This window comes from Escherichia sp. 20412-1, from assembly GCF_003027595.1.
Taxonomy (GTDB): Bacteria; Pseudomonadota; Gammaproteobacteria; order Enterobacterales; family Enterobacteriaceae; genus Escherichia; species Escherichia marmotae.
Map to the genome: position 1 here is coordinate 37,817 of NZ_PYQM01000019.1, position 21,154 is coordinate 58,970.

General features: G+C 48.1%; 18 protein-coding genes and 1 tRNA gene. 7 read left to right on the plus strand and 12 right to left on the minus strand.

Going from position 1 to position 21,154, the window contains the following annotated elements:
- The first annotated feature begins 5 nt into the window (after nucleotides 1-5).
- The 3 genes from C7B16_RS14175 (at nucleotide 6) to ghoT (ending at nucleotide 1,002) form a co-directional block, all read left to right on the plus strand.
- A complete protein-coding gene (locus C7B16_RS14175) occupies nucleotides 6-278 on the plus strand; it encodes a GNAT family N-acetyltransferase (RefSeq protein WP_000405652.1) in 273 nt (90 codons plus the stop codon).
- Nucleotides 279-505: 227 nt separating this feature from the next.
- Complete coding sequence (gene ghoS / locus C7B16_RS14180; RefSeq protein WP_001517605.1) at nucleotides 506-802, plus strand: type V toxin-antitoxin system endoribonuclease antitoxin GhoS; 297 nt, start codon at nucleotides 506-508, stop codon at nucleotides 800-802.
- A 26-nt stretch (nucleotides 803-828) separates the two neighbouring features.
- Nucleotides 829-1,002 carry a type V toxin-antitoxin system toxin GhoT gene (ghoT, locus tag C7B16_RS14185; RefSeq protein WP_001173345.1) on the plus strand — a complete coding sequence of 58 codons (174 nt, stop codon included), beginning with the start codon at nucleotides 829-831 and terminating at the stop codon, nucleotides 1,000-1,002.
- Nucleotides 1,003-1,120: 118 nt separating this feature from the next.
- On the opposite strand, the gene lysS is transcribed toward ghoT, so the two are convergent.
- From lysS to aspA, 11 genes are all read right to left on the minus strand, one after another.
- Nucleotides 1,121-2,638: a lysine--tRNA ligase gene (gene lysS / locus C7B16_RS14190; RefSeq protein ID WP_001295074.1), complete on the minus strand. Its 1,518-nt coding sequence runs from the start codon at nucleotides 2,636-2,638 to the stop codon at nucleotides 1,121-1,123.
- A gap of 236 nt (nucleotides 2,639-2,874) precedes the next feature.
- Entirely contained in the window at nucleotides 2,875-4,332 is a 1,458-nt protein-coding gene (dtpC, locus tag C7B16_RS14195) for a dipeptide/tripeptide permease DtpC (RefSeq protein ID WP_107179838.1), read from the minus strand.
- Nucleotides 4,333-4,390: 58 nt separating this feature from the next.
- Complete coding sequence (gene cadA / locus C7B16_RS14200; RefSeq protein WP_001517607.1) at nucleotides 4,391-6,538, minus strand: lysine decarboxylase CadA; 2,148 nt, start codon at nucleotides 6,536-6,538, stop codon at nucleotides 4,391-4,393.
- Between the two features lie 79 nt (nucleotides 6,539-6,617).
- Complete coding sequence (cadB, locus tag C7B16_RS14205; RefSeq protein ID WP_001517608.1) at nucleotides 6,618-7,952, minus strand: cadaverine/lysine antiporter; 1,335 nt, start codon at nucleotides 7,950-7,952, stop codon at nucleotides 6,618-6,620.
- A gap of 363 nt (nucleotides 7,953-8,315) precedes the next feature.
- Nucleotides 8,316-9,854: a lysine decarboxylation/transport transcriptional activator CadC gene (cadC, locus tag C7B16_RS14215; protein WP_105265859.1), complete on the minus strand. Its 1,539-nt coding sequence runs from the start codon at nucleotides 9,852-9,854 to the stop codon at nucleotides 8,316-8,318.
- Between the two features lie 602 nt (nucleotides 9,855-10,456).
- Nucleotides 10,457-10,532 (minus strand) — tRNA-Phe (locus C7B16_RS14220).
- 106 nt (nucleotides 10,533-10,638) lie between these two features.
- Complete coding sequence (locus tag C7B16_RS14225) at nucleotides 10,639-11,214, minus strand: transcriptional regulator (protein WP_001188522.1); 576 nt, start codon at nucleotides 11,212-11,214, stop codon at nucleotides 10,639-10,641.
- A gap of 35 nt (nucleotides 11,215-11,249) precedes the next feature.
- The gene (dsbD, locus tag C7B16_RS14230) at nucleotides 11,250-12,947 is read right to left on the minus strand and encodes a protein-disulfide reductase DsbD (protein WP_107179840.1); all 1,698 of its coding nucleotides are present in this window, start codon (nucleotides 12,945-12,947) and stop codon (nucleotides 11,250-11,252) included.
- Nucleotides 12,923-13,261 carry a divalent cation tolerance protein CutA gene (gene cutA / locus C7B16_RS14235; protein WP_001517610.1) on the minus strand — a complete coding sequence of 113 codons (339 nt, stop codon included), beginning with the start codon at nucleotides 13,259-13,261 and terminating at the stop codon, nucleotides 12,923-12,925. The genes dsbD and cutA overlap by 25 nt, the downstream gene beginning before the upstream one ends.
- A 115-nt stretch (nucleotides 13,262-13,376) precedes the next feature.
- Nucleotides 13,377-14,678, minus strand: coding sequence for an anaerobic C4-dicarboxylate transporter DcuA (dcuA, locus tag C7B16_RS14240; protein WP_000961962.1), 1,302 nt, complete (start codon nucleotides 14,676-14,678; stop codon nucleotides 13,377-13,379).
- Nucleotides 14,679-14,795: 117 nt separating this feature from the next.
- Nucleotides 14,796-16,232 carry an aspartate ammonia-lyase gene (aspA, locus tag C7B16_RS14245; RefSeq protein WP_001517611.1) on the minus strand — a complete coding sequence of 479 codons (1,437 nt, stop codon included), beginning with the start codon at nucleotides 16,230-16,232 and terminating at the stop codon, nucleotides 14,796-14,798.
- Nucleotides 16,233-16,568: 336 nt separating this feature from the next.
- Here aspA and C7B16_RS14250 point away from each other — a divergent pair, with 336 nt between their 5' ends.
- A complete protein-coding gene (locus C7B16_RS14250) occupies nucleotides 16,569-17,045 on the plus strand; it encodes an FxsA family protein (RefSeq protein WP_001267441.1) in 477 nt (158 codons plus the stop codon).
- Nucleotides 17,046-17,060: 15 nt separating this feature from the next.
- Here the strand turns inward: C7B16_RS14250 and yjeH are convergent, their stop codons facing one another.
- A complete protein-coding gene (gene yjeH / locus C7B16_RS14255; RefSeq protein WP_001517612.1) occupies nucleotides 17,061-18,317 on the minus strand; it encodes an L-methionine/branched-chain amino acid transporter in 1,257 nt (418 codons plus the stop codon).
- Between the two features lie 275 nt (nucleotides 18,318-18,592).
- Between yjeH and C7B16_RS14260 the strand changes: the two genes are divergently transcribed.
- The 3 genes from C7B16_RS14260 (at nucleotide 18,593) to C7B16_RS14270 (ending at nucleotide 21,067) form a co-directional block, all read left to right on the plus strand.
- Complete coding sequence (locus tag C7B16_RS14260) at nucleotides 18,593-18,886, plus strand: co-chaperone GroES (RefSeq protein ID WP_001026276.1); 294 nt, start codon at nucleotides 18,593-18,595, stop codon at nucleotides 18,884-18,886.
- 43 nt (nucleotides 18,887-18,929) lie between these two features.
- Nucleotides 18,930-20,576, plus strand: coding sequence for a chaperonin GroEL (gene groL, locus C7B16_RS14265; protein WP_000729132.1), 1,647 nt, complete (start codon nucleotides 18,930-18,932; stop codon nucleotides 20,574-20,576).
- 137 nt (nucleotides 20,577-20,713) lie between these two features.
- On the plus strand, nucleotides 20,714-21,067 hold the full coding sequence (locus C7B16_RS14270) for a DUF4156 domain-containing protein (RefSeq protein WP_000558209.1): 354 nt from the start codon (nucleotides 20,714-20,716) through the stop codon (nucleotides 21,065-21,067).
- Nucleotides 21,068-21,154: the final 87 nt, after the last annotated feature.

The window sequence follows — 21,154 nt, forward strand, 5'->3', positions numbered from 1 at the left end:
GAAAAATGGAAATACGTGAGGGCCATAATAATTTTTATATTAATGATGCGCAGGGAAAGCAAATAGCAGAAATTGTCTTTGTGCCAACCGGAGAAAATTTAGCCATTATCGAACATACCGATGTTGATGAAAGTTTGAAAGGGCAGGGGATTGGTAAACAACTGGTGGCAAAAGTCGTGGAAAAAATGCGCCGGGAGAAACGAAAAATTATCCCGCTGTGTCCGTTTGCGAAACACGAATTTGATAAAACGCGTGAGTATGATGATATTCGTAACTGATGGGAGAGTGTGGAGTAATGATATTTTCATGTTCTGCGTAACGTCATTCAGGAGAGTATCTGAAGGGTAGGGGGATGCACAAATAATGGTCAGAGAGAGCGTTTTTTTGTCCCAAATCATCCCCTCTATTGAGCAAAAAAAAAAGAATATCTCCTATATGAGAATCATCAATCGGGGTTAATAAACTTTGCATCCCCAGGGCGTATAATATTGATAGGAGTCATTTTATGGAAGGTATAAACAGGTTCAAAACTTACGTTGTTTCTTTTGATTATCCATCATCTTATTACTCAGTTTTCTTAAGGTTAAGGTCGTTAATGTATGATATGGATTTCTCCTCTATAGTTGCTGATGAATATGGAATACCACGACAATTGAATGAGAATGCTTTCGCAATAACGACATCATTAGCCGCAAGTGAAATTGAAGATTTAATCAGGCTCAAATGCTTAGACTTACCAGATATTGATTTTGACCTCAACATTATGATAGTCGATGACTATTTCCGTCAGTTCTACAAATAGATGGGAAGGATAAGAAGATATTCAAAATGGCACTATTCTCTAAAATATTAATTTTTTATGTGATTGGTGTGAACATATCCTTTGTCATTATCTGGTTTCTCTCACATGAGAAAACACATATTCGTTTACTTAGTGCATTCCTGGTAGGAATAACCTGGCCAATGAGCCTGCCCGTGGCATTACTTTTTTCTCTCTTTTAGGAGCTGTGGTTGAGTGGACCCGCTGGTTATCTTGAAACGAAGCGTCTCTCCTCAAAGCTGGACTTGCGGAACGACGAACGAAGCAGTCATCAGGCTGCTTCGTTCATTAAAGTAAAACTTATTTCTGTGGGCGCATAGCCGGGAAGAGAATAACGTCGCGGATAGTATGACTGTTAGTAAACAGCATAATCATTCGGTCGATACCAATACCTAAACCAGCGGTTGGCGGCAGACCATATTCCAGCGCAGTAACGTAATCTTCATCGTAGAACATGGCTTCGTCGTCACCTGCAGCTTTAGCGTTAACCTGCTCCTGGAAACGTTCTGCCTGATCTTCTGCGTCGTTTAATTCGCTAAAACCATTACCGATTTCACGACCACCGATGAAGAATTCAAAACGGTCGGTGATTTCCGGGTTAACATCATTACGGCGCGCCAGCGGCGACACTTCCGCCGGATACTCAGTAATAAAGGTTGGCTGAATCAGATGTGCTTCTGCCACTTCATCAAAGATTTCGGTGACAATACGTCCCAGCCCCCAGCTTTTCTCTACCGTAATACCGATAGATTCGGCTAATGCTTTAGCGGCATCAAAATTATCCAGGTCTGCCATATCGGTTTCTGGACGATATTTTTTGATTGCTTCGCGCATGGTGAGTTTTTCAAACGGTTTGCCAAAATCAAACACATGCTCACCATAAGTGACTTTAGTTGTACCCAGTACCTCTTGTGCCAGGGTGCGGAACAGTGACTCCGTCAGTTCAATCAAATCGTGGTAATCCGCATACGCCATGTAGAGCTCCATCATCGTGAACTCAGGATTATGACGAACAGAAATACCTTCATTACGGAAGTTACGGTTGATTTCGAATACTCGTTCAAAACCACCTACAACCAGGCGTTTCAGATACAACTCTGGCGCAATACGCAGGTACATATCCAAATCAAGAGCATTGTGATGGGTAATAAATGGGCGAGCAGATGCCCCACCTGGAATTACCTGCATCATCGGGGTTTCTACTTCCATAAACCCACGAGCGACCATGAACTGGCGGATAGCGGCCAGAATTTTTGAACGAACAACAAAAGTTTGACGGGATTTATCGTTAGCGATCAGATCCAGATAACGTTGACGATAACGGACTTCCTGGTCCTGTAAGCCATGAAATTTATCTGGCAAGGGACGCAGTGCCTTAGTCAGCAGGCGTAACTCAGTACAGTGAATGGAAAGCTCGCCAGTTTGTGTCTTAAACAGCGTACCGCGTGCGCCGATAATGTCACCCAAATCCCATTTTTTAAACTGGTCGTTATAAACACCTTCTGGCAGGCTATCTCGCGCAACGTACAGTTGAATACGGCCACCTACATCCTGCAACGTTACAAAGGAGGCTTTCCCCATGATGCGACGGGTCATCATTCGGCCAGCAACCGAGACTTCAATGTTTAAGGATTCCAGTTCCTGGTTATCCTTCGCATCAAATTCCTCGTGCAACTGGTCAGAGGTATGGTCGCGGCGAAAATCATTGGGAAACGCCACACCTTGCTGACGCAGTGCTGCCAGTTTTTCGCGACGATTTCTCAGTTCATCATTAAAATCAATAGCCTCATTGGCTCCCCGTGTTTCTTGTTCAGACATTTTGGTTCCTCTAAATCCAGCTTTCAATTTAGCGTAGATAAAGAGACAGATCGGTACACTGTATTATCTGCCTCGACTATTAATAACTCAGTTTATCTTATCGAAACCAACGCTCACCTCAAGTTGATATCACTAATAAATAATCATAAAAATAGTTTAAATATCTTATTAATCTTGATTTGCTAGTGTGATTAACTAAAACTCAATTGATTCATAACCAATTGTTTTCACGGCAGTTAATCGTTGCTTTCCTGTATCATATTGGTCGGCGTGCTAAACAGAAATCGGGTAGCAAAGGCCAATACCACGATGATCGCGACACAAGCCAACGTCCACTCTCCCATCTGGGAAAAGAATCGCTGGTAAGCTGCAATTGCCATACCGCTAATTTGCGACTCTGTCGTCTGTTGTGCCACTACGCCTGCCAGCCAGTTGGCGACCGCGCCTGTTGCCAGCATATAAATACCGGTTAATACGCCAGACATTTTCAGGCGCGTGATTTGCGCAATTGCCACCGGATCAATAAAGAGTTCGGCAAAGCCCATTAGCGCCAACCCGGATATCATCACGCCCATTGACGCTTGACCGCCAGTCGCTGCATGTCGGGCATCAAATGCCAGCAACATAAAGCCACAAGCCATCAGCAGTAAGCCAAAGGCAAACTTCAGCCAGACGCGCAATGTTGAGTTGCCGCGGCTTTCTGGCGACGCCAGCCAGGCAAGTACAACCCCAGCGAGCATCACCGCAATTGCATTCACCGACTGGAATAGCGCAGTAGGTACTTCAATATTGAATGCCTGACGATTCACAAAGCGATCGATAAACAAGCTGATGGTACTGCCGCCCTGTTGTGCCAGTACCCAGAACAACGTCCCGACAAACATCAACAATACAATTTGCCAAAGAGCACGGCGGTGTTCGGGGAATTTGATCATCATGCGGGCAATGATTTGTGCAGCAATAAGGCAAACGATCGCCAGCAAATATCCGGACCAGTCGTTTTCCAGCAATAGGGTAAAAAATACCGGGGCTAAACAGAGTATCACCACCAACCAACTCCATACCGGCAAGGCAAACTTCACGCGAGTGAGCGCTTTTTTATCCATACCTCGCGTGGATTGGAAATGACGATGACCACTCAGGAATATCAACAAACCGATAAACATGCCGCCGCCCGCAAGGGCAAAGCCAACATGCCAACCATACCACTGTGCAGCCAGGCCACAGGCGATGGGGGCGGCGATAGAACCGATATTGCCCGCGGCATATAGCAGCGAAAAACCACCATCACGTCGATGATCGTCCGCGTCATAGAGCTCGCCAAGTAAACAGCTAATGTTTGATTTGAATAAACCGTAACCACAAATAATGATTGCCAGCGCCAGATACAGGCTAAAGGTTGAATTTGTATCAATGCCCAGTACCACATGGCCAAGGGTCATTAACAGCGCGCCGGCAATTACTGCAGTGCGGTTGCCGAGCAGGCGGTCGGCAAGCCAGCCGCCGAGAATAGGGGTAACATAAACCAGAGATGCATATGCGCTGAACAGGCTGATGGCATGGTTATCATCAAAACCAAGCTGATGGGTGAGATAGAGAATGAGTAAGGCACGCATGCCGTAAAAACTGAAGTACTCCCAGATCTGGATCGCCACGATATAGTATATCGCGCGCGGCTGTGAGGGTGTTTTCATGTGTTCTCCTTATGAGCAAAAAAGGGAAGTGGCAAGCCACTTCCCTTGTACGAGCTAATTATTTTTTGTTTTCTTCTTTCAATACCTTAACGGTATAGCGGCCATCAGCCTGACGGTATGCACCGTGAATGTCGGTTTCAAAGCCCGGATAGTGAGCGCCGATTTCACACAGCATCTGCAGGAACTCCAGAACCGGACGGCTTTCTTCGGTGATCATTTCACCCGGCATTACCAGAGGAACTCCCGGCGGATACGGAAGGATCATATTAGCGTTAATACGACCTACCATTTCGTCGAGGTAAACTTCTTCGGTCATACCGTGCAGCTCTTTCTGGAACGCAGCATACGGAGTCATTACCATCGTCGGCAGAACTTCAAATGCGCGATACATCAGATCCGGCAGATTGTGGTGAACAATCAGTTTGTGGATATTCTGCGCCAGTTCCTGAATACGCATGTTTTCATAGAATTCAGGATCTTCACGATACAGAGACGGCAGCATGTTTTTCACACGCAGGTTCAGGTCGAACGCACGTTTGAAGTCAGTCAGAGCACGCAGCAGGCTCAGTGCTTTGGTCTTATCGATACCGATGCTGAACAGGAACAGCAGGTTATACGGACCGGTCTTCTCAACAACGATGCCATGTTCGTCGAGGTATTTCGCCACGATGCTGGCCGGAATACCGAACTCGCTCATGGTGCCGTCTTTTTCCATCCCCGGAGTCAGCAGGGTGACTTTGATCGGGTCAAGATACATGTGTTCATTATCGATGTTTTTGAAGCCGTGCCAGGTGCTGTCAGAACGCAGCGGCCAGCATTCAGTGGTATCGATATGATCCGGCTGCCATACATCAAAGAACCAGCCATCAGATTCCGTTCTCAGGCGTTTGATCTCTTTACGGAACTTGATCGCACGTTCAATGGAACCGTTGATCAGACGCTTACCGGCATTACCTTTCATCATCGCCGCAGCGGTTTCAGTGGAGGCCACGATACCGTAGTGCGGAGAGGTGGTGGTGTGCATCATGTAGGCTTCGTTAAAGGTTTCTTCGTTTACATCACCTTTAACGTGGATCATGGAAGCCTGAGAGAATGCCGCCAGCAGTTTATGAGTGGACTGGGTTTCATAAATCACTTTCCCTTCTACACGGCCACCGCTCATACCACATTTACCTTCGTAAATTGGAGAGAAGTTGGTGTAAGGCACCCATGCGGAGTCAAAGTGGATGGATTTTACATCCAGTGTTTTCTTGATGAAGTCGGTGTTGTACAGCAGACCATCATAGGTAGAGTTAGTAATTACGGCATGTACCGGCCAGGTTGCGTTTGGTGTTTCTTTAACGCGCTTAGCAATGGTAGCGTGCTGGAATTCACTCTGTGGGATACCACCAAGAATACCGTAAGCGTTACGGGTCGGGCGGAAATAGATTGGTGTAACATCGCTCATCATCATCAGATGGGTCAGCGATTTGTGGCAGTTACGGTCAATCAGAATGGTGCTGCCTGCCGGAGCCGAGTACATACCGACAATTTTGTTGGCAGTGGAAGTACCGTTAGTCACCATGTAGCTGCGGTCTGCGTTAAATACGCGGGCGATATACTGTTCTGCTTCTTTGTGTGGACCGCTGTGATCCAGCAGAGAACCCAGTTCAGATACTGAAATGGAAATATCAGATTTCATGGTGTTCGGACCAAAGAAATCATAGAACAGGCTACCTACCGGGCTTTTCTGGAATGCAGTACCGCCCATGTGACCAGGAGTACAGAAAGTATATTTACCTTCACGAACATATTTAAACAGTGCTTTGGTCAGCGGAGGCAGAATAGTGTTGATATATTCGTCAGTGGTCTGCTTGATCTTGTTAGCAATATCATCAGCAGCACCCAGCGCATATTCAAAGAAGCTAATCTGTAAACGCAGATCGTTCAGGCTTACATCGAGAGTGGAATACGTATTAGCGAACGCGTACAACGGCAGGTTCTCGTTCATTTTGCTAATTTCTTCGCACAGCTCGAGATTATATTTATCCCAGTCAAAAATAACACCGCACAGACGCGCATTGTTTTCGATCAATTTTAATAAGTCGTCACGGTCGTTCGGGTAAACAATCTGGAAGTTCAGACGTTCAAGCGCGCGATGAAGTTCACGGATGGGTTCTTCTTTAAAATAAACCCCCATGTGATTCAATATTGCAATAACGTTCATAGTCATATCTCCAGGTAAAGAAGGCCCCTCCCAACACATGGGACAAAATGAAAGGAGGAGCCTCGGAAAATACTTTTAATTAATGTGCGTTAGATGCTGTGTGGTTATCCATTGAGTGGCTCTGGCGCTCGTGCATTTTGCGAGCGTAGAACATCAGGATAATCAGGCTGACGATGAAGGTTCCTGCCAGCTCGAAGGAGCTTGCACCCATCAGAGCGATGAAGCAGAACACGCAACCCAGTACAGAGCAGATCAGGCTGACAAAGTTGCGGATGTTAACGCCTTCAAAACGAATCAGGTCAACGCAAGAGTAGAAGTACGGCAGCATAGTCAGCAGTACTGCGATACCGGTCAGTTCACCAAACAGGTCAGATGCTTTACCACCGGCAGAGTTCATCAGGGTGATCAGGATCATCAGGGCAGTCATTTTCACAGCAGCCAGCAGCAGACCTTTTTTCGGAATACCGTTGCTGTCGACTTCGCCATAAACTTTCGGGAAGTTACCGTCGTTAGCGGCACGCACACCTGCCTGGCCTACCAGCATCATCCAGGAACCCAGAGACGTCAGGCATGCAAAGGCGGTGAATGCAGAAACCAGCGGCGCAGCCCAGTTACCCAGGATAGTAGAAGCACTGATTGCAAACGGAGCACCGGAAGCTGCCATTACAGAAGACGGATACATACCGGAAAGCACTTGAGTTGCAGCAATATAAACAATACCTGCTAAACCAGTACCCAGCATGGTTGCCAGTGGAACGGTACGTTTCGGGTTTTTAACCATACCCGTACTTACCGCTGCGGATTCCACACCCACAAAGGCCCACAGGCAGAGCAGAATACTTTTAATGATCGCATGGCCATCAGTGGTATTAGCAGTGTTCCAGTTAGCTGCATAAGTTGCAGCATCAAACCAATGCCAGCCAACAATAGCAGTCATAACTACAGGAATAAGAACCAGCACCAGACCAATAGTGGTTAAACGGCTTACCCAAGTACCGCCGAGCATATTTACAAAGGTAAATATCCAGACGATAGCAATACAGGCGATACCCGCCGGGACAGGATCATTTAATACCGGGAAGAAGGTGGAAAGATAAGATACAGCGGTAATACCAATCGCCAGGTTACCAATCCAGTTAGCATGGTAATAAAGAACACCTGTCTGAAAACCAAATGCAGGAGAAATCTCTCCGGCATAAGCAATTGGGCCACCTTGTTGCGGGTTTTTTGTTGCCAGTCGGGCATATACATAAGCCAACGACATTGCACCAATAATAGAGATAATCCAACCCCAGATAGCAATACCACCGATACTTGCAAGGTTCGCAGGTAATAATGCAATACCGCTCCCCATCATATTACCGGCAACAACACCGGTACAGGCAAATAGCCCGATCTTCTTGGCAGAACTCATGCTCTTCTCCTAATTTCATTTTTGAATTTGGAGTCCGGGTCATGATGCGTAACTATTTACTGACCAGACCAAACTGGCGACAAGATTACTCAAAAAAAAAGATTAATCCTAAAGATTAGGTGAAATAATACAAAAGTTTATGTAAGTGAGAATTTGAGCTCTCCATTAACAGATAAGAATCGCAAGTTGATATCATGAAAAGATAAACATTTAATGTTTACAATGGGTTATGTGCAGATTTGTGGTTAAAATTATGTAATAAAAATTATGCGACAAATAAAATGCCGCAACATATTACACCAATAAAAACACACAAAAATTCAACATCCAGTATTCCCGTGCATGAATCAACGCGGGAGTCACTTATTCTGAAGCGAGAAATTTGTCGAGATAAGGAACAACATAAGGAACAGAAGTCTGGAATATACCATTTTCAATCCAGTAAAGGGTGTTTGTACCAGGGCGTAAATTAAAGGCTGTGAGATATGCATCAGCAGCTTCACGGTTCATCCCCTTCATTTCGTAAACTTTGCCAAGCAACACATAGTTTAGCCAGGACATTTCAAGATCAATTCCAGTATTTATCGCCTGATACGACTCCTCTATTTTTCCATTTTCCAGGGCACTGACAGCTTTTATTTGATAGAAAATGGCTAGATTATTCATGCCCGGCATTGTAGCAATGTTATCAATTTCTGTATTCAGTGCTGCTAATTGTTTTTCATCTAAAGGGTGCTGAGAATGACGTACTATATCAACTAATGCTTTTTCTGCTCTCGCATAGATAAATTCAGGAGATGATTCAATAATCTTACCTAATAATTCACTGGCACGGTTCAATGATTTTTCATCACCATGCATTAAATAATCATGCGCTTGATAAAAATTAGTTAATAAAGCACCTCGATGAGGCAATATTTGTTGGAACATCTCCTGCATTCGTTGTGGCCACGGTTGATTCAATGCCTTTGATAAACTCTCAAGTAAATCATTTTGAATTGCCAACTGGTTACCGTTAGTGATGACATAACGTTTATCCAGCATGGTTGAACCATCTGCATTGTCTACCAATTTCACCGACATAAAGCACTGCTGAGCGCGGTATTGGCGTTGATTAACAAATGCAATAGATAACGTTTTACCAGAGCTGCTCGGTTCATCAATGTTGTAGTTAATTTTGTCATGCACCATAAAGGTGGAGAAGGTATTAAGTGACGTAGCCACCAAATCGCCCACACCTATCGCGTAAGAGCGCTGATACGGAGAAGTCCAATTGTTACAACTGTTATTCACCATATTAATGTCAATATCGCGTGGATTGAGCAAAATACGCGATTTACTCAAAGGAAGACGCGTTTCCAGGCTGGAGAATGCCACGAGTACGACACAGATACCTAACGACAACAGGAAAAAAAACCATACCCAAAAGGCAGTTAATCGTTTGCATCTAACTGGGGGATGTTCAGGTGGCTTTGGGGGGTATTGGATATCTGGACTGTGGATGGGGGGATCTGTGTCAGGAGTCGCCTCTGGTATAGGAGGAGACGAAGATAACATCATTTCCTCCCCTTCCTCTTCGCTGCACCATATAACCGGAACCATTAATTTATAACCGCGCTTCGGTACAGTAGCGATATAGACAGGACTATCTTCATCATTATCTTTTAATGACTTACGCAGTTCTGAGATACTCTGTGTTACAACGTGATTGGTGACGATACTCCTCTTCCACACATTATCGATAAGTTCATCTCTACTAAGTACTTCACCACTATGTTGAGCAAAGAAAACCAGAAGATCGATTAATCGTGGCTCCAGGGTTAGTTGACGCCCGTTGCGACTTATTTGGTTTATGGACGGAGTAACAAGCCATTCGCCAACGCGAACTACAGGTTGTTGCATAATAGAAACTCACTCGAAAAGGGACTGGCCCAATGATAATTGCCATAACCTATTTTTACCATCTATTGATGAATGTCTTTACATATTATTGGTGAATAGAATACGTTATTCTTACCAGCCATAAACTTCTTGATTACATAGCCTTACGAAAGAACTTTAATGAGAACCAGAAGTAATTTGCCTTACCATCAAAATTCATCATCTTTGCCAAAGAAAAATGTTCAGAAAATAATTCCCGGAAAATGGCCCGAAGCGCTTACTATTTTAATGGATTGTTAGTCTTTGCATGAGCAAACGGACTGATACATTTTTCTTTGTTCGCATTCAGAATCTCATCAGTCGGCGTTCTGTTTATGGATGCATTACGCTCCTGATGACGTCATTTGACGTTCAACAGCATTACGGGGCCGCGCGACATTTCGCGTCAGTCAGTGCTATAGCTTAGGGACAAATTTTCTCGAACCGGGATATACCCGCAAAATGCTGGTGATGTGGGGGAGAATCGGGTTGAGTTCGGCAGAATTGATTTGGAGGCAGAACGCTTAAATTGTGGCGTCCTGAAACGAAAAATGAACCTCCGTGGAGGTCCGTTTATATGAATTTGGTGCCCGGACTCGGAATCGAACCAAGGACACGGGGATTTTCAATCCCCTGCTCTACCGACTGAGCTATCCGGGCAACGGGGCGCATTAAACCGTAATCTGCACATCTCGTCAACCTAATTTCAGTAAAAACGATTCAATTGCTTAAGTTTGCGGCAAATCGCTTGTTTTCTGTATTTCTGTCAGGTCAGTGCCCCGCCCTGACGGCAGCGGGCGAAGCGCAGGATATCTTCCGCCAGTCGGTGTGCGGTGTCGACATCCGCCTGGCTGCGATTCACCAGCATGCGACTTAAACACCCTTCCAGCACCAGTTCCATCTGCTTTGCCACCATTGCCGGGTCGTCAACTTCCAGGGTGGTTAACAGTTCGTGGGTGAAATCATACGCCGCGCTTTTTTGCTGATCGGCCAGTTGATGGATAGGGTGGTCGGGATCGGGATAAAACGTGCAGGCAGCGATAAACAGACAGCCCGGATAGCGGTTGTTTTTAACGCATTCTGATAATGCCTGATAACGCGCCAGCAGCTTTTGTTCAGCAGATTGCGTTTCATCCAGCATCAGTTGACGACGCCAGACATCTATCTGTTGGCTAAGATAGCGCAGCGCATCGTAGAGGATGGCCTCTTTGTCTGGCCAGAAACGCTGGAGCGCTTCCAACGGATAATCCACTCGTTCAGCAACCATCTCCAGCGTAGTGTTAGCAATCCCTTGTAACTCTAATAATTTCAGGGCTTCTCCCAGTACATCTTCACGTTGCACGCTATTTTCCTCCGTCTTTCCCACTGAAGTGTCGTTCACGGTTGGCGATCGCGCAAATGTGCGCTGAAGGTTTCTGCATCCATAAAGCCCGTGACTCGTGCTTGTGGATGCTCCTGACCTTGTCCGTCAAAAAACAGAATCGTCGGTAGGCCAAGGACATTTAGATGTTTTAACAGCGCCACATCTTGTGCGTCGTTGGCAGTGACGTTGGCCTGAAGTAATACCGTGTCTGCTAACGCTTTTTGCACCTGCGGGTCACTGAAGGTGTATTTTTCGAACTCTTTACAGGCGACGCACCAGTCGGCATAGAGATCTAGCATTACCGGTTTGCCTTTGGCTGCAACGAGCGCCTGATTTAACTCATCTACTGTTTTGATTTTTTTAAAGTTGAGATGGGTTTGAGATTGTGCCGTGCTCGTCGCGCCAAACGCCCAATCCTGGAGTGGGCGCACGCTTACCAGCGCGGCTGCCAGCAGGATAATTTGTACCATGCGCATCCAGCCGCGTTTGGCTTGTAAGCTGGTGACAAACGCCCAGCCAAAGAACGCGACGCCAAGCGCCGACCACAAGCGTAATCCCCAGGCATCGCCAATCACCCGCTCCAGCAGGAAGACCGGCAGCGCCAGGATTACAAAACCAAACGCGGTTTTGACCTGTTCCATCCACGGACCGCTTTTCGGCAGCAGACGGTTGCCGAAGACAGTAATGAGTATCAGCGGTAGTCCCATGCCCAGCGCATAGAGATAAAGTGTACCGCCGCCCAGCCACATGTTCCCGCTTTGGGCGATATACAGCAGAATCGCGCTAAGTGGCGCGGTAGTGCATGGTGAACAGATCAATCCGGCAATTGCGCCCATAACAAACACACCGCCAGGCGAGCCGCCTTGCTGGCGATTACTCATCAGCGTGAGGCGTGTTTGTAGGGAAGAGGGAAGTTGCAGGGTAAACAAGCCAAACATCGACATCGCCAGCAAGGTAAAGACGATAGCGAGGCCGATAAGCACGTAAGGATGCTGTAGCGCCGCCTGGAACTGTAATCCCGCGGCGGCAACCACCAGACCCAGTGCCGTGTAAGTCAGCGCCATCCCCTGAACATAAATAAAGGTCAGCAGCAATGCTCTGGCGGTGGATAGCCGCTGTTTACCGCCCAGTACGATGCCGGAAATCAGCGGGTACATCGGCAGCACGCATGGTGTGAAGGCGATGCCGATACCGATCAACAGCGCCCAGAGTGCAGAAAAGGGCAGTTGCGCGGCGGGTTGCTCTTGCTGCGGAACTGGCGCAGGTTGTGGCGCCGCGTTGTTGGCGAGCACTTTGCTTAACGGCACTATTTTAGTTTCTGGCGGATAACAGAAACCGGCGTCGGCGCATCCCTGGTAAGTAATCGTCAACGTCGCACCAGCACCCGCCTGATTGATGGTAACGGGAAGCGTCAGCCGCCCACGGTAAATCTCGCTTTTGCCGTAAAACTCATCTTCATGCCAGACACCTGACGGCAGTTGCACGTCGGCAATCTTCGCCTGTTCAGGCGTAATACGGATCTGTTTACGGTAGAGGTAATAACCGTCTTTGATCTGCCAGCTCAGATTAAGGTCATGCTGGTTTTGCTGAAAATCAAAAGCAAAGGCTTGATCCGCGGGGACAAATTGGGAACGTCCAGGCGCGTCGAATAATCCGGCAAAAACGGAAGTGCTGCAAAATAGCAGGATCAGCGTAAAGATGCGTTGAGCCATGAGAGGTAATCTGTGTCTCCATGTGTAACAGGTAAAACCAGAAGTTCAGGTGTTTGATAAGGATGATGAGCCTTCAGGCATTCCAGCAGTGCCTGCTGGTGAGCTTTATCGGTTTTTAAGATCATCTGTACTTCATATTCCTGTTCCAGCTTACCCTCCCAGTAATAGAGAGAGGTTGCACCGGGGATCAGGGTTGCGCAGGCTGCCAGTTTTTCTGCCAGCGCTTTGGCAGCCAGATCCTGGGCTGTCGCTTCATCCGGCGCGGTACACAGCACCACGACAGACGCGGTATTCGAACTTTTTTCATCAAGCATAAACACCTCGCTAGAACAGATGGAACCGCAAGAGAGAGGTCACTATACAACGGACGAGGGAAGGATGTTAGTCGGTGGGAAAGAAAGCGGGGCGTGAACGCCCCGCGATTTGTTATTACAGCATCACACTGCCCAGCAGGAAGCCGAAGCAAACGGCCAGGGCAACACCCAGAGTACCCGGGATGAAGAACGGATGGTTGAAGACGAATTTACCGATACGAGTTGTACCCGTGTCATCCATCTGTACCGCAGCAACCAGCGTCGGGTAGGTCGGCAGAATGAACAGGCCAGACACGGCTGCGAAAGAAGCAACAGCGGTCAGCGGAGAAACGTTCAGCGCCAGAGCCATCGGCATCAGTGCTTTTGCGGTTGCAGCCTGAGAGTACAGCAGAGCAGAAGCAAAGAAGAAGATGACAGCCAGCAGCCACGGATGACCCTGAATCACTTCACCAGCGGTATCTTTGATCCAGTCGATGTTGTTGGAAACGAAAGTATCGCCCAGCCATGCAACACCCAGGATACAAATACAGGCGCTCATACCTGCTTTGAAGGTGCTGGAGTTGAGGATGTTGTCGGTATCCACTTTGCAAAGAATAGTGGTCAGGGTTGCAACACTCAGCATGATAATCAGGATGGCGTTAGTGGTGTTCATCAGCGGTTTCTCAACCAGACCCATGCTCGGGCTGTTGATGATCGCATAGATAACCACGCCGACTACGCCCAGCAGGAACAGCCAGACGGACGCTTTCGCGCCTTGTTTGATTTCAATCTGCTTCTCACCGCGCAGTTCAACTAAACCTTCTTCCAGACGCTTGCGATAAATCGGATCGTCAGACAGCCTGGAATTGAACAGCATGGTGACCAGGAAGGACATCACCAGAACCGCCAGCAAGGTGGACGGGATGACCACGGAGAGCAAATGGAGGTAGCTGATGCCGTGACCTTCCATTACGGAAGACATGTAAACCACTGCCGCAGAGATTGGCGATGCGGTGATCGCAATCTGCGCGGAAACTACCGCAGTAGACAGTGGACGGCAAGGTTTAACGCCTTGTTCCTTCGCTACTTCAGCGATAACTGGCAGCGTTGCCAGAGAGATGTTGCCAGTGCCCGCAAAGATGGTCAGGAAATAGGTCACGATCGGTGCGAGGATCGTGATGTATTTCGGGTTACGGCGCAGCAGCTTTTCTGTCTGGTGAACCAGATAGTCCAGACCGCCAGCAACCTGCATGGCAGAAATAGCAGCGATAACCGCCATGATAATGGAAATTACATCGAACGGAATGTTACCAGGCTTGACGCCGATAGCGGCAAGAACCAGCACCCCCAATCCACCTGCAAAACCAATACCAATTCCCCCTAATCTGGCGCCCAAAAAGATCGCCAGCAAAACGATGATGAGTTCTACAACTAGCATATTAGCCTTCCTTGTTTTTTAACAAGTTGATATCAGGTTGTTGTTTTTAAGTTACTGCTCACAAGAAAAAAGGCACGCCATCTGACGTGCCTCTTTTATTTGTACTACCCTGTACGATTACTGTTCGCTTTCATCAGTATAGCGTTTTGCTTTGTAAGCCGGATGCATCAGGTTCTGTACGGAGAAAATATCGTCTAGTTCCGCTTCAGTCAACAGACCGCGCTCCAGAACGACTTCGCGCACGCTCTTACCTGTTTCGGCACAGATTTTACCCACGATGTCACCGTTGTGGTGACCGATGAACGGGTTCAGGTAAGTGACGATACCGATAGAGTTGTAAACGTAACCTTCACACACTTCTTTGTTAGCAGTGATGCCGTTAATGCATTTTTCCAGCAGGTTGTAGCAAGCATTGGTCAGAATGTGAACGGATTCAAACATCGCCTGGCCAATGACCGGCTCCATAACGTTCAACTGAAGCTGACCTGCTTCTGCTGCCATGGTAACAGTGGTGTCGTTACCGATGACTTTGAAGCATACCTGGTTAACTACTTCCGGAACTACCGGGTTTACTTTTGCTGGCATGATAGAAGAGCCTGCCTGCAGTTCCGGCAGGTTGATCTCATTCAGGCCGGCACGTGGGCCAGAAGAGAGCAAGCGCAGGTCGTTACAGATTTTGGACATCTTCACAGCCAGGCGTTTCAGCGCGCCGTGAACCATAACGTAAGCGCCGCAGTCAGAGGTCGCTTCGATGAGGTCTTCAGCCGGAACGCATGGGAAGCCAGTGACTTCAGCCAGTTTTTTCACTGCCAGCGGAGAGTACTCTTTCGGCGTGTTCAGGCCAGTACCGATGGCAGTTGCGCCAAGGTTAACTTCCAGCAGCAGTTCAGAGGTACGTTGGATGTTTTTCACTTCCTCTTTCAGCAGGATGCTGAAAGCGCGGAATTCCTGACCAAGGGTCATTGGTACTGCGTCCTGCAGTTGGGTGCGACCCATTTTCAGGATGTCCTGGAATTCGACAGCTTTACGCTCAAAACCTTCGCGCAGTTGGTTAATAGCATCTACCAGTTTAATCAGGGAAGAGTAAACTGCGATGCGGAAACCGGTCGGGTAGGCGTCGTTGGTGGACTGACATTTGTTAACATGGTCGTTCGGATTCAGGTACTGATATTCACCTTTCTGGTGTCCCATCAGTTCCAGACCGATATTGGCCAGCACTTCGTTGGTGTTCATGTTTACGGAAGTACCTGCGCCGCCCTGGTAGACGTCTACCGGGAACTGATCCATGCATTTTCCGTTATTCAGGACTTCATCACATGCAGCAATGATTGCATTCGCTACACTTTTAGGAATGGTTTGCAGCTCTTTGTTTGCCATAGCTGCGGCTTTTTTAACCATTACCATACCGCGAACAAATTCAGGAATATCGCTGATTTTGTTGTTGCTGATATAGAAGTTTTCAATCGCTCTCAGAGTGTGAACACCATAGTAGGCATCAGCTGGAACTTCCCTGGTACCCAACAGATCTTCTTCGATACGAATGTTGTTTGACATGTGAACCTTCTTTTTCAAGCTGCCAATGATTTGCTTTAAACACACAGAATATATGTGGTTTCGAATGTTTTTCGACCGACGATTATCCCCTGCATCAGTCGAATACTTGGGATCATATGTTGCTTGAGGATTTCTACCGTAATCTGGATCACTTTAAGTGTCGGTTTTTACCCCTTAATTATTAATTTGTGAAATAGATCACCGCTTTGGGATTACTACCAAAAATAGTTGCGCAAACGTCTTGAAATTTTGCTAATGACCACAATATAAGCTGAACGCGATTCGCAACCCATTCAGGCGGCCGGATTTAACCGGTTGCTATTACAGGAGAAACCTTTGCGCTGGTTACCTTTTATTGCCATTTTCCTTTATGTCTATATTGAGATTTCAATCTTTATTCAGGTTGCCCACGTATTGGGGGTATTACTCACTCTTGTGTTGGTTATATTCACGTCAGTTATTGGTATGTCGCTGGTACGTAACCAGGGATTTAAGAATTTTGTGCTGATGCAACAAAAAATGGCGGCGGGAGAAAATCCGGCGGCGGAAATGATTAAAAGTGTTTCGTTGATCATTGCCGGTTTGCTGCTTTTATTACCGGGCTTTTTCACCGATTTCCTCGGTCTTCTTCTTTTATTGCCACCAGTGCAGAAACATCTGACCGTGAAGTTGATGCCGCATTTGCGTTTTTCCCGTATGCCGGGCGGTGGATTTAGTGCCGGAGCCGGTGGCGGCAATACTTTTGATGGTGAGTATCAGCGTAAGGATGACAACCGCGATCGCCTTGATCATAAAGACGATCGTCAGGATTAATGTTGAAACGCCGGATTATGTGGTTATGCCATTTTCCGGCGTTTTTCGTTTCGGCAGGAACAACCACAGCCCCGCCAGCATGATCAATGCATACACGCTTTTCCAGCCGACCATCGCCAGCAACAGGATGCATAGCAGTCCGCCAATCACCGCCAGTAGCCGATAACGTCCCTTCAATAATTTACAGCCAGCCAGCATGCACAGCAGATAGATCATAATAAAGATGCCGTTGGCATAAATGATGAGTGCGTCCAGATTGATCTCTAAAGTGTGAATCACCAACGTGCTCACCACGCAACAGCCGAGCACTGCATTGAGGGCATTGTTCGGGATATGGCGAGAAGAGAGGCGCGCCAGGTAGTGGTTGGGTTTATCTTGCGCCTGCGACCAGACCAGGCGGGCGAAACTCTGTATATAAATGTTGAGGCTGGCAAAGCAGGCCAGATAGCCAATCACGCAGGCAATCCACAGCGCCCCTACACCGAACAGTTGCACCACAATTTCCGGAAGCGATGCTGCCGCCGCCATTTTTTCACCGTAGGCGTCGAAGTGTAAGACGACAACCGTACACCCCCAGTAGACTAAACCTGCCAGCACCAGACCAATCATCAGAGCGCGGGGGAAATCACGCTCCGGATTTTTAAATTCTGAGGCAAGGTGAGCAAACGCCTCCAGACCGACAAAGCACCAGAACATTACCGATAACGCAGCAAATAGCCCGGAAAGTTCGATATCACCTGGCGCAGGGAAGGGGATATTCGCAGGTTTAATATCGGCCGCCCACCAGACGGCGACAATCAGCGCGACGATAAGTCCGGCAATAACCGTTTGTAGATTCGCACTGGAACTGGCACCGCGAGTACCGATATACCACACCAGCGCCAGCGTACCGAGTTCAGCCATCAACAGTTGCCAGCCATACCAGCCAAACATCGCCTGGCCGAATCCGGCGGCAATTTGCAGCGCAGCGGGCAAGCCAACGGGAATAACTGATAAAAATAACCAGCCTGTGACTCGCTCAAGCCGCGAACCGAACGCCATGCCGACAAAATGCGCCACACCGCCCGCGCTGGGGTAGTGGCGACCCAGAATCGCAAACACGATCGCAATCGGGAAAACTAAGATTATCAGAACAGGCCAGGCCCACAGGCTATTATTGCCTGCCACCAGGGCGGCTAAGGCAGGAACGGCAAACACGCCGGTGCCTAACAATGAAGTCGATAACAGGCCGATGCCCTGGGCCAGCCCCAGTTCTTGTTTGAGTCCACTCATGGGTTGATGTCCGATTGCGCCCAAATTTTGGGCAACTGCGCAGGTTTTTGATGGTAGCACAATCAGATTCGCTTATGACGACGATGTCGAAATTGCGATGAAACGTGAGGTGAATCAGGATTTTTACCCGATTTTGTGCTGATCAGAATTTTTTTTCATTTTCCCCCTTGAAGGGGAGAGGCCTCATCCCCATTTCTCTGGTCACCAGCCGGGAAACCACGTAAGGTCCGGCGTCACCCATAACAGATACGGACTTTCTCAAAGGAGAGTTATCAATGAATATTCGTCCATTGCATGATCGCGTGATCGTCAAGCGTAAAGAAGTTGAAACTAAATCTGCTGGCGGCATCGTTCTGACCGGCTCTGCAGCGGCTAAATCTACCCGTGGCGAAGTGCTGGCTGTAGGCAATGGCCGTATCCTTGAAAATGGCGAAGTGAAGCCGCTGGACGTGAAAGTTGGCGACATCGTTATTTTCAACGATGGCTACGGTGTGAAATCTGAGAAGATCGACAATGAAGAAGTGTTGATCATGTCCGAAAGCGACATTCTGGCAATTGTTGAAGCGTAATCCGCGCACGACACTGAACATACGAATTTAAGGAATAAAGATAATGGCAGCTAAAGACGTAAAATTCGGTAACGACGCTCGTGTGAAAATGCTGCGCGGCGTAAACGTACTGGCAGATGCAGTGAAAGTTACCCTCGGTCCGAAAGGCCGTAACGTAGTTCTGGATAAATCTTTCGGTGCACCGACCATCACCAAAGATGGTGTTTCCGTTGCTCGTGAAATCGAACTGGAAGACAAGTTCGAAAATATGGGTGCGCAGATGGTGAAAGAAGTTGCCTCTAAAGCGAATGACACTGCAGGCGACGGTACTACCACCGCAACCGTACTGGCTCAGGCCATCATCACTGAAGGTCTGAAAGCTGTTGCTGCGGGCATGAACCCGATGGACCTGAAGCGTGGTATCGACAAAGCTGTTACCGCTGCAGTTGAAGAACTGAAAGCGCTGTCTGTACCGTGCTCTGACTCTAAAGCTATTGCTCAGGTTGGTACTATCTCCGCTAACTCCGACGAAACCGTAGGTAAACTGATCGCTGAAGCGATGGACAAAGTCGGTAAAGAAGGCGTTATCACCGTTGAGGACGGTACTGGTCTGCAGGACGAACTGGACGTGGTTGAAGGTATGCAGTTCGACCGTGGCTACCTGTCTCCTTACTTCATCAACAAGCCGGAAACTGGCGCAGTAGAACTGGAAAGCCCGTTCATCCTGCTGGCTGACAAGAAAATCTCCAACATCCGCGAAATGCTGCCAGTTCTGGAAGCTGTTGCAAAAGCAGGCAAACCGCTGCTGATCATCGCTGAAGATGTTGAAGGCGAAGCTCTGGCAACTCTGGTTGTTAACACCATGCGCGGCATCGTGAAAGTGGCTGCGGTTAAAGCACCGGGCTTCGGCGATCGTCGTAAAGCAATGCTCCAGGATATCGCTACTCTGACCGGTGGTACTGTAATCTCTGAAGAGATTGGTATGGAACTGGAAAAAGCAACCCTGGAAGACCTGGGCCAGGCTAAACGTGTTGTGATCAACAAAGACACCACCACCATCATCGATGGCGTGGGTGAAGAAGCTGCAATCCAGGGCCGTGTTGCTCAGATCCGTCAGCAGATTGAAGAAGCAACTTCTGACTACGACCGTGAAAAACTGCAGGAGCGCGTAGCGAAACTGGCAGGCGGCGTTGCAGTTATCAAAGTGGGTGCTGCTACCGAAGTTGAAATGAAAGAGAAAAAAGCACGCGTTGAAGACGCCCTGCACGCGACCCGTGCTGCGGTAGAAGAAGGCGTGGTTGCTGGTGGTGGTGTTGCGCTGATCCGCGTAGCGTCTAAACTGGCTGACCTGCGTGGTCAGAACGAAGAGCAGAACGTGGGTATCAAAGTTGCACTGCGTGCAATGGAAGCTCCGCTGCGTCAGATCGTACTGAACTGCGGTGAAGAGCCGTCAGTTGTTGCTAACACTGTTAAAGCTGGCGACGGCAACTACGGCTACAACGCTGCAACCGAAGAATACGGCAACATGATCGACATGGGTATCCTGGATCCAACCAAAGTAACTCGTTCTGCTCTGCAGTACGCAGCTTCTGTGGCTGGCCTGATGATCACCACCGAGTGCATGGTTACCGACCTGCCGAAAAACGATGCGGCTGACTTAGGCGCTGCTGGCGGTATGGGCGGCATGGGTGGCATGGGCGGCATGATGTAATTGCCCTGCACCTCGCAGAAATAAAGAAACCCTCAGGCAGAAATGTCTGGGGGTTTTTCTTTTAGTCATCTTTCTAGTATAAGATTCAAACACGGACGACGCGAGGGGCGTCCAGCTCATTGATTATGGGGAATAACATGCACGTAAAATACTTAGCAGGGATTGTCGGTGCCGCGCTACTGATGGCGGGTTGTAGCTCCAGTAACGAATTGAGTGCTGCCGGTCAGAGTGTTCGCATTGTGGACGAGCAACCAGGCGCAGAGTGCCAACTTATTGGTACTGCGACAGGTAAGCAAAGTAACTGGCTTTCCGGACAACACGGCGAAGAAGGCGGTTCTATGCGTGGTGCGGCAAACGATCTGCGCAATCAGGCTGCCGCAATGGGCGGTAACGTGATTTATGGTATTAGCAGCCCGTCGCAGGGGATGTTGTCCAGCTTCGTTCCGACTGATAGCCAGATTATCGGCCAGGTTTATAAGTGCCCGAACTGATGTGATTCCGAGGCTGGGTGACAAACGTATAATTGCCTGATGCGCTTCGCTTATCAGGCCTACATCAGGCATTGCAACTGATTGAAT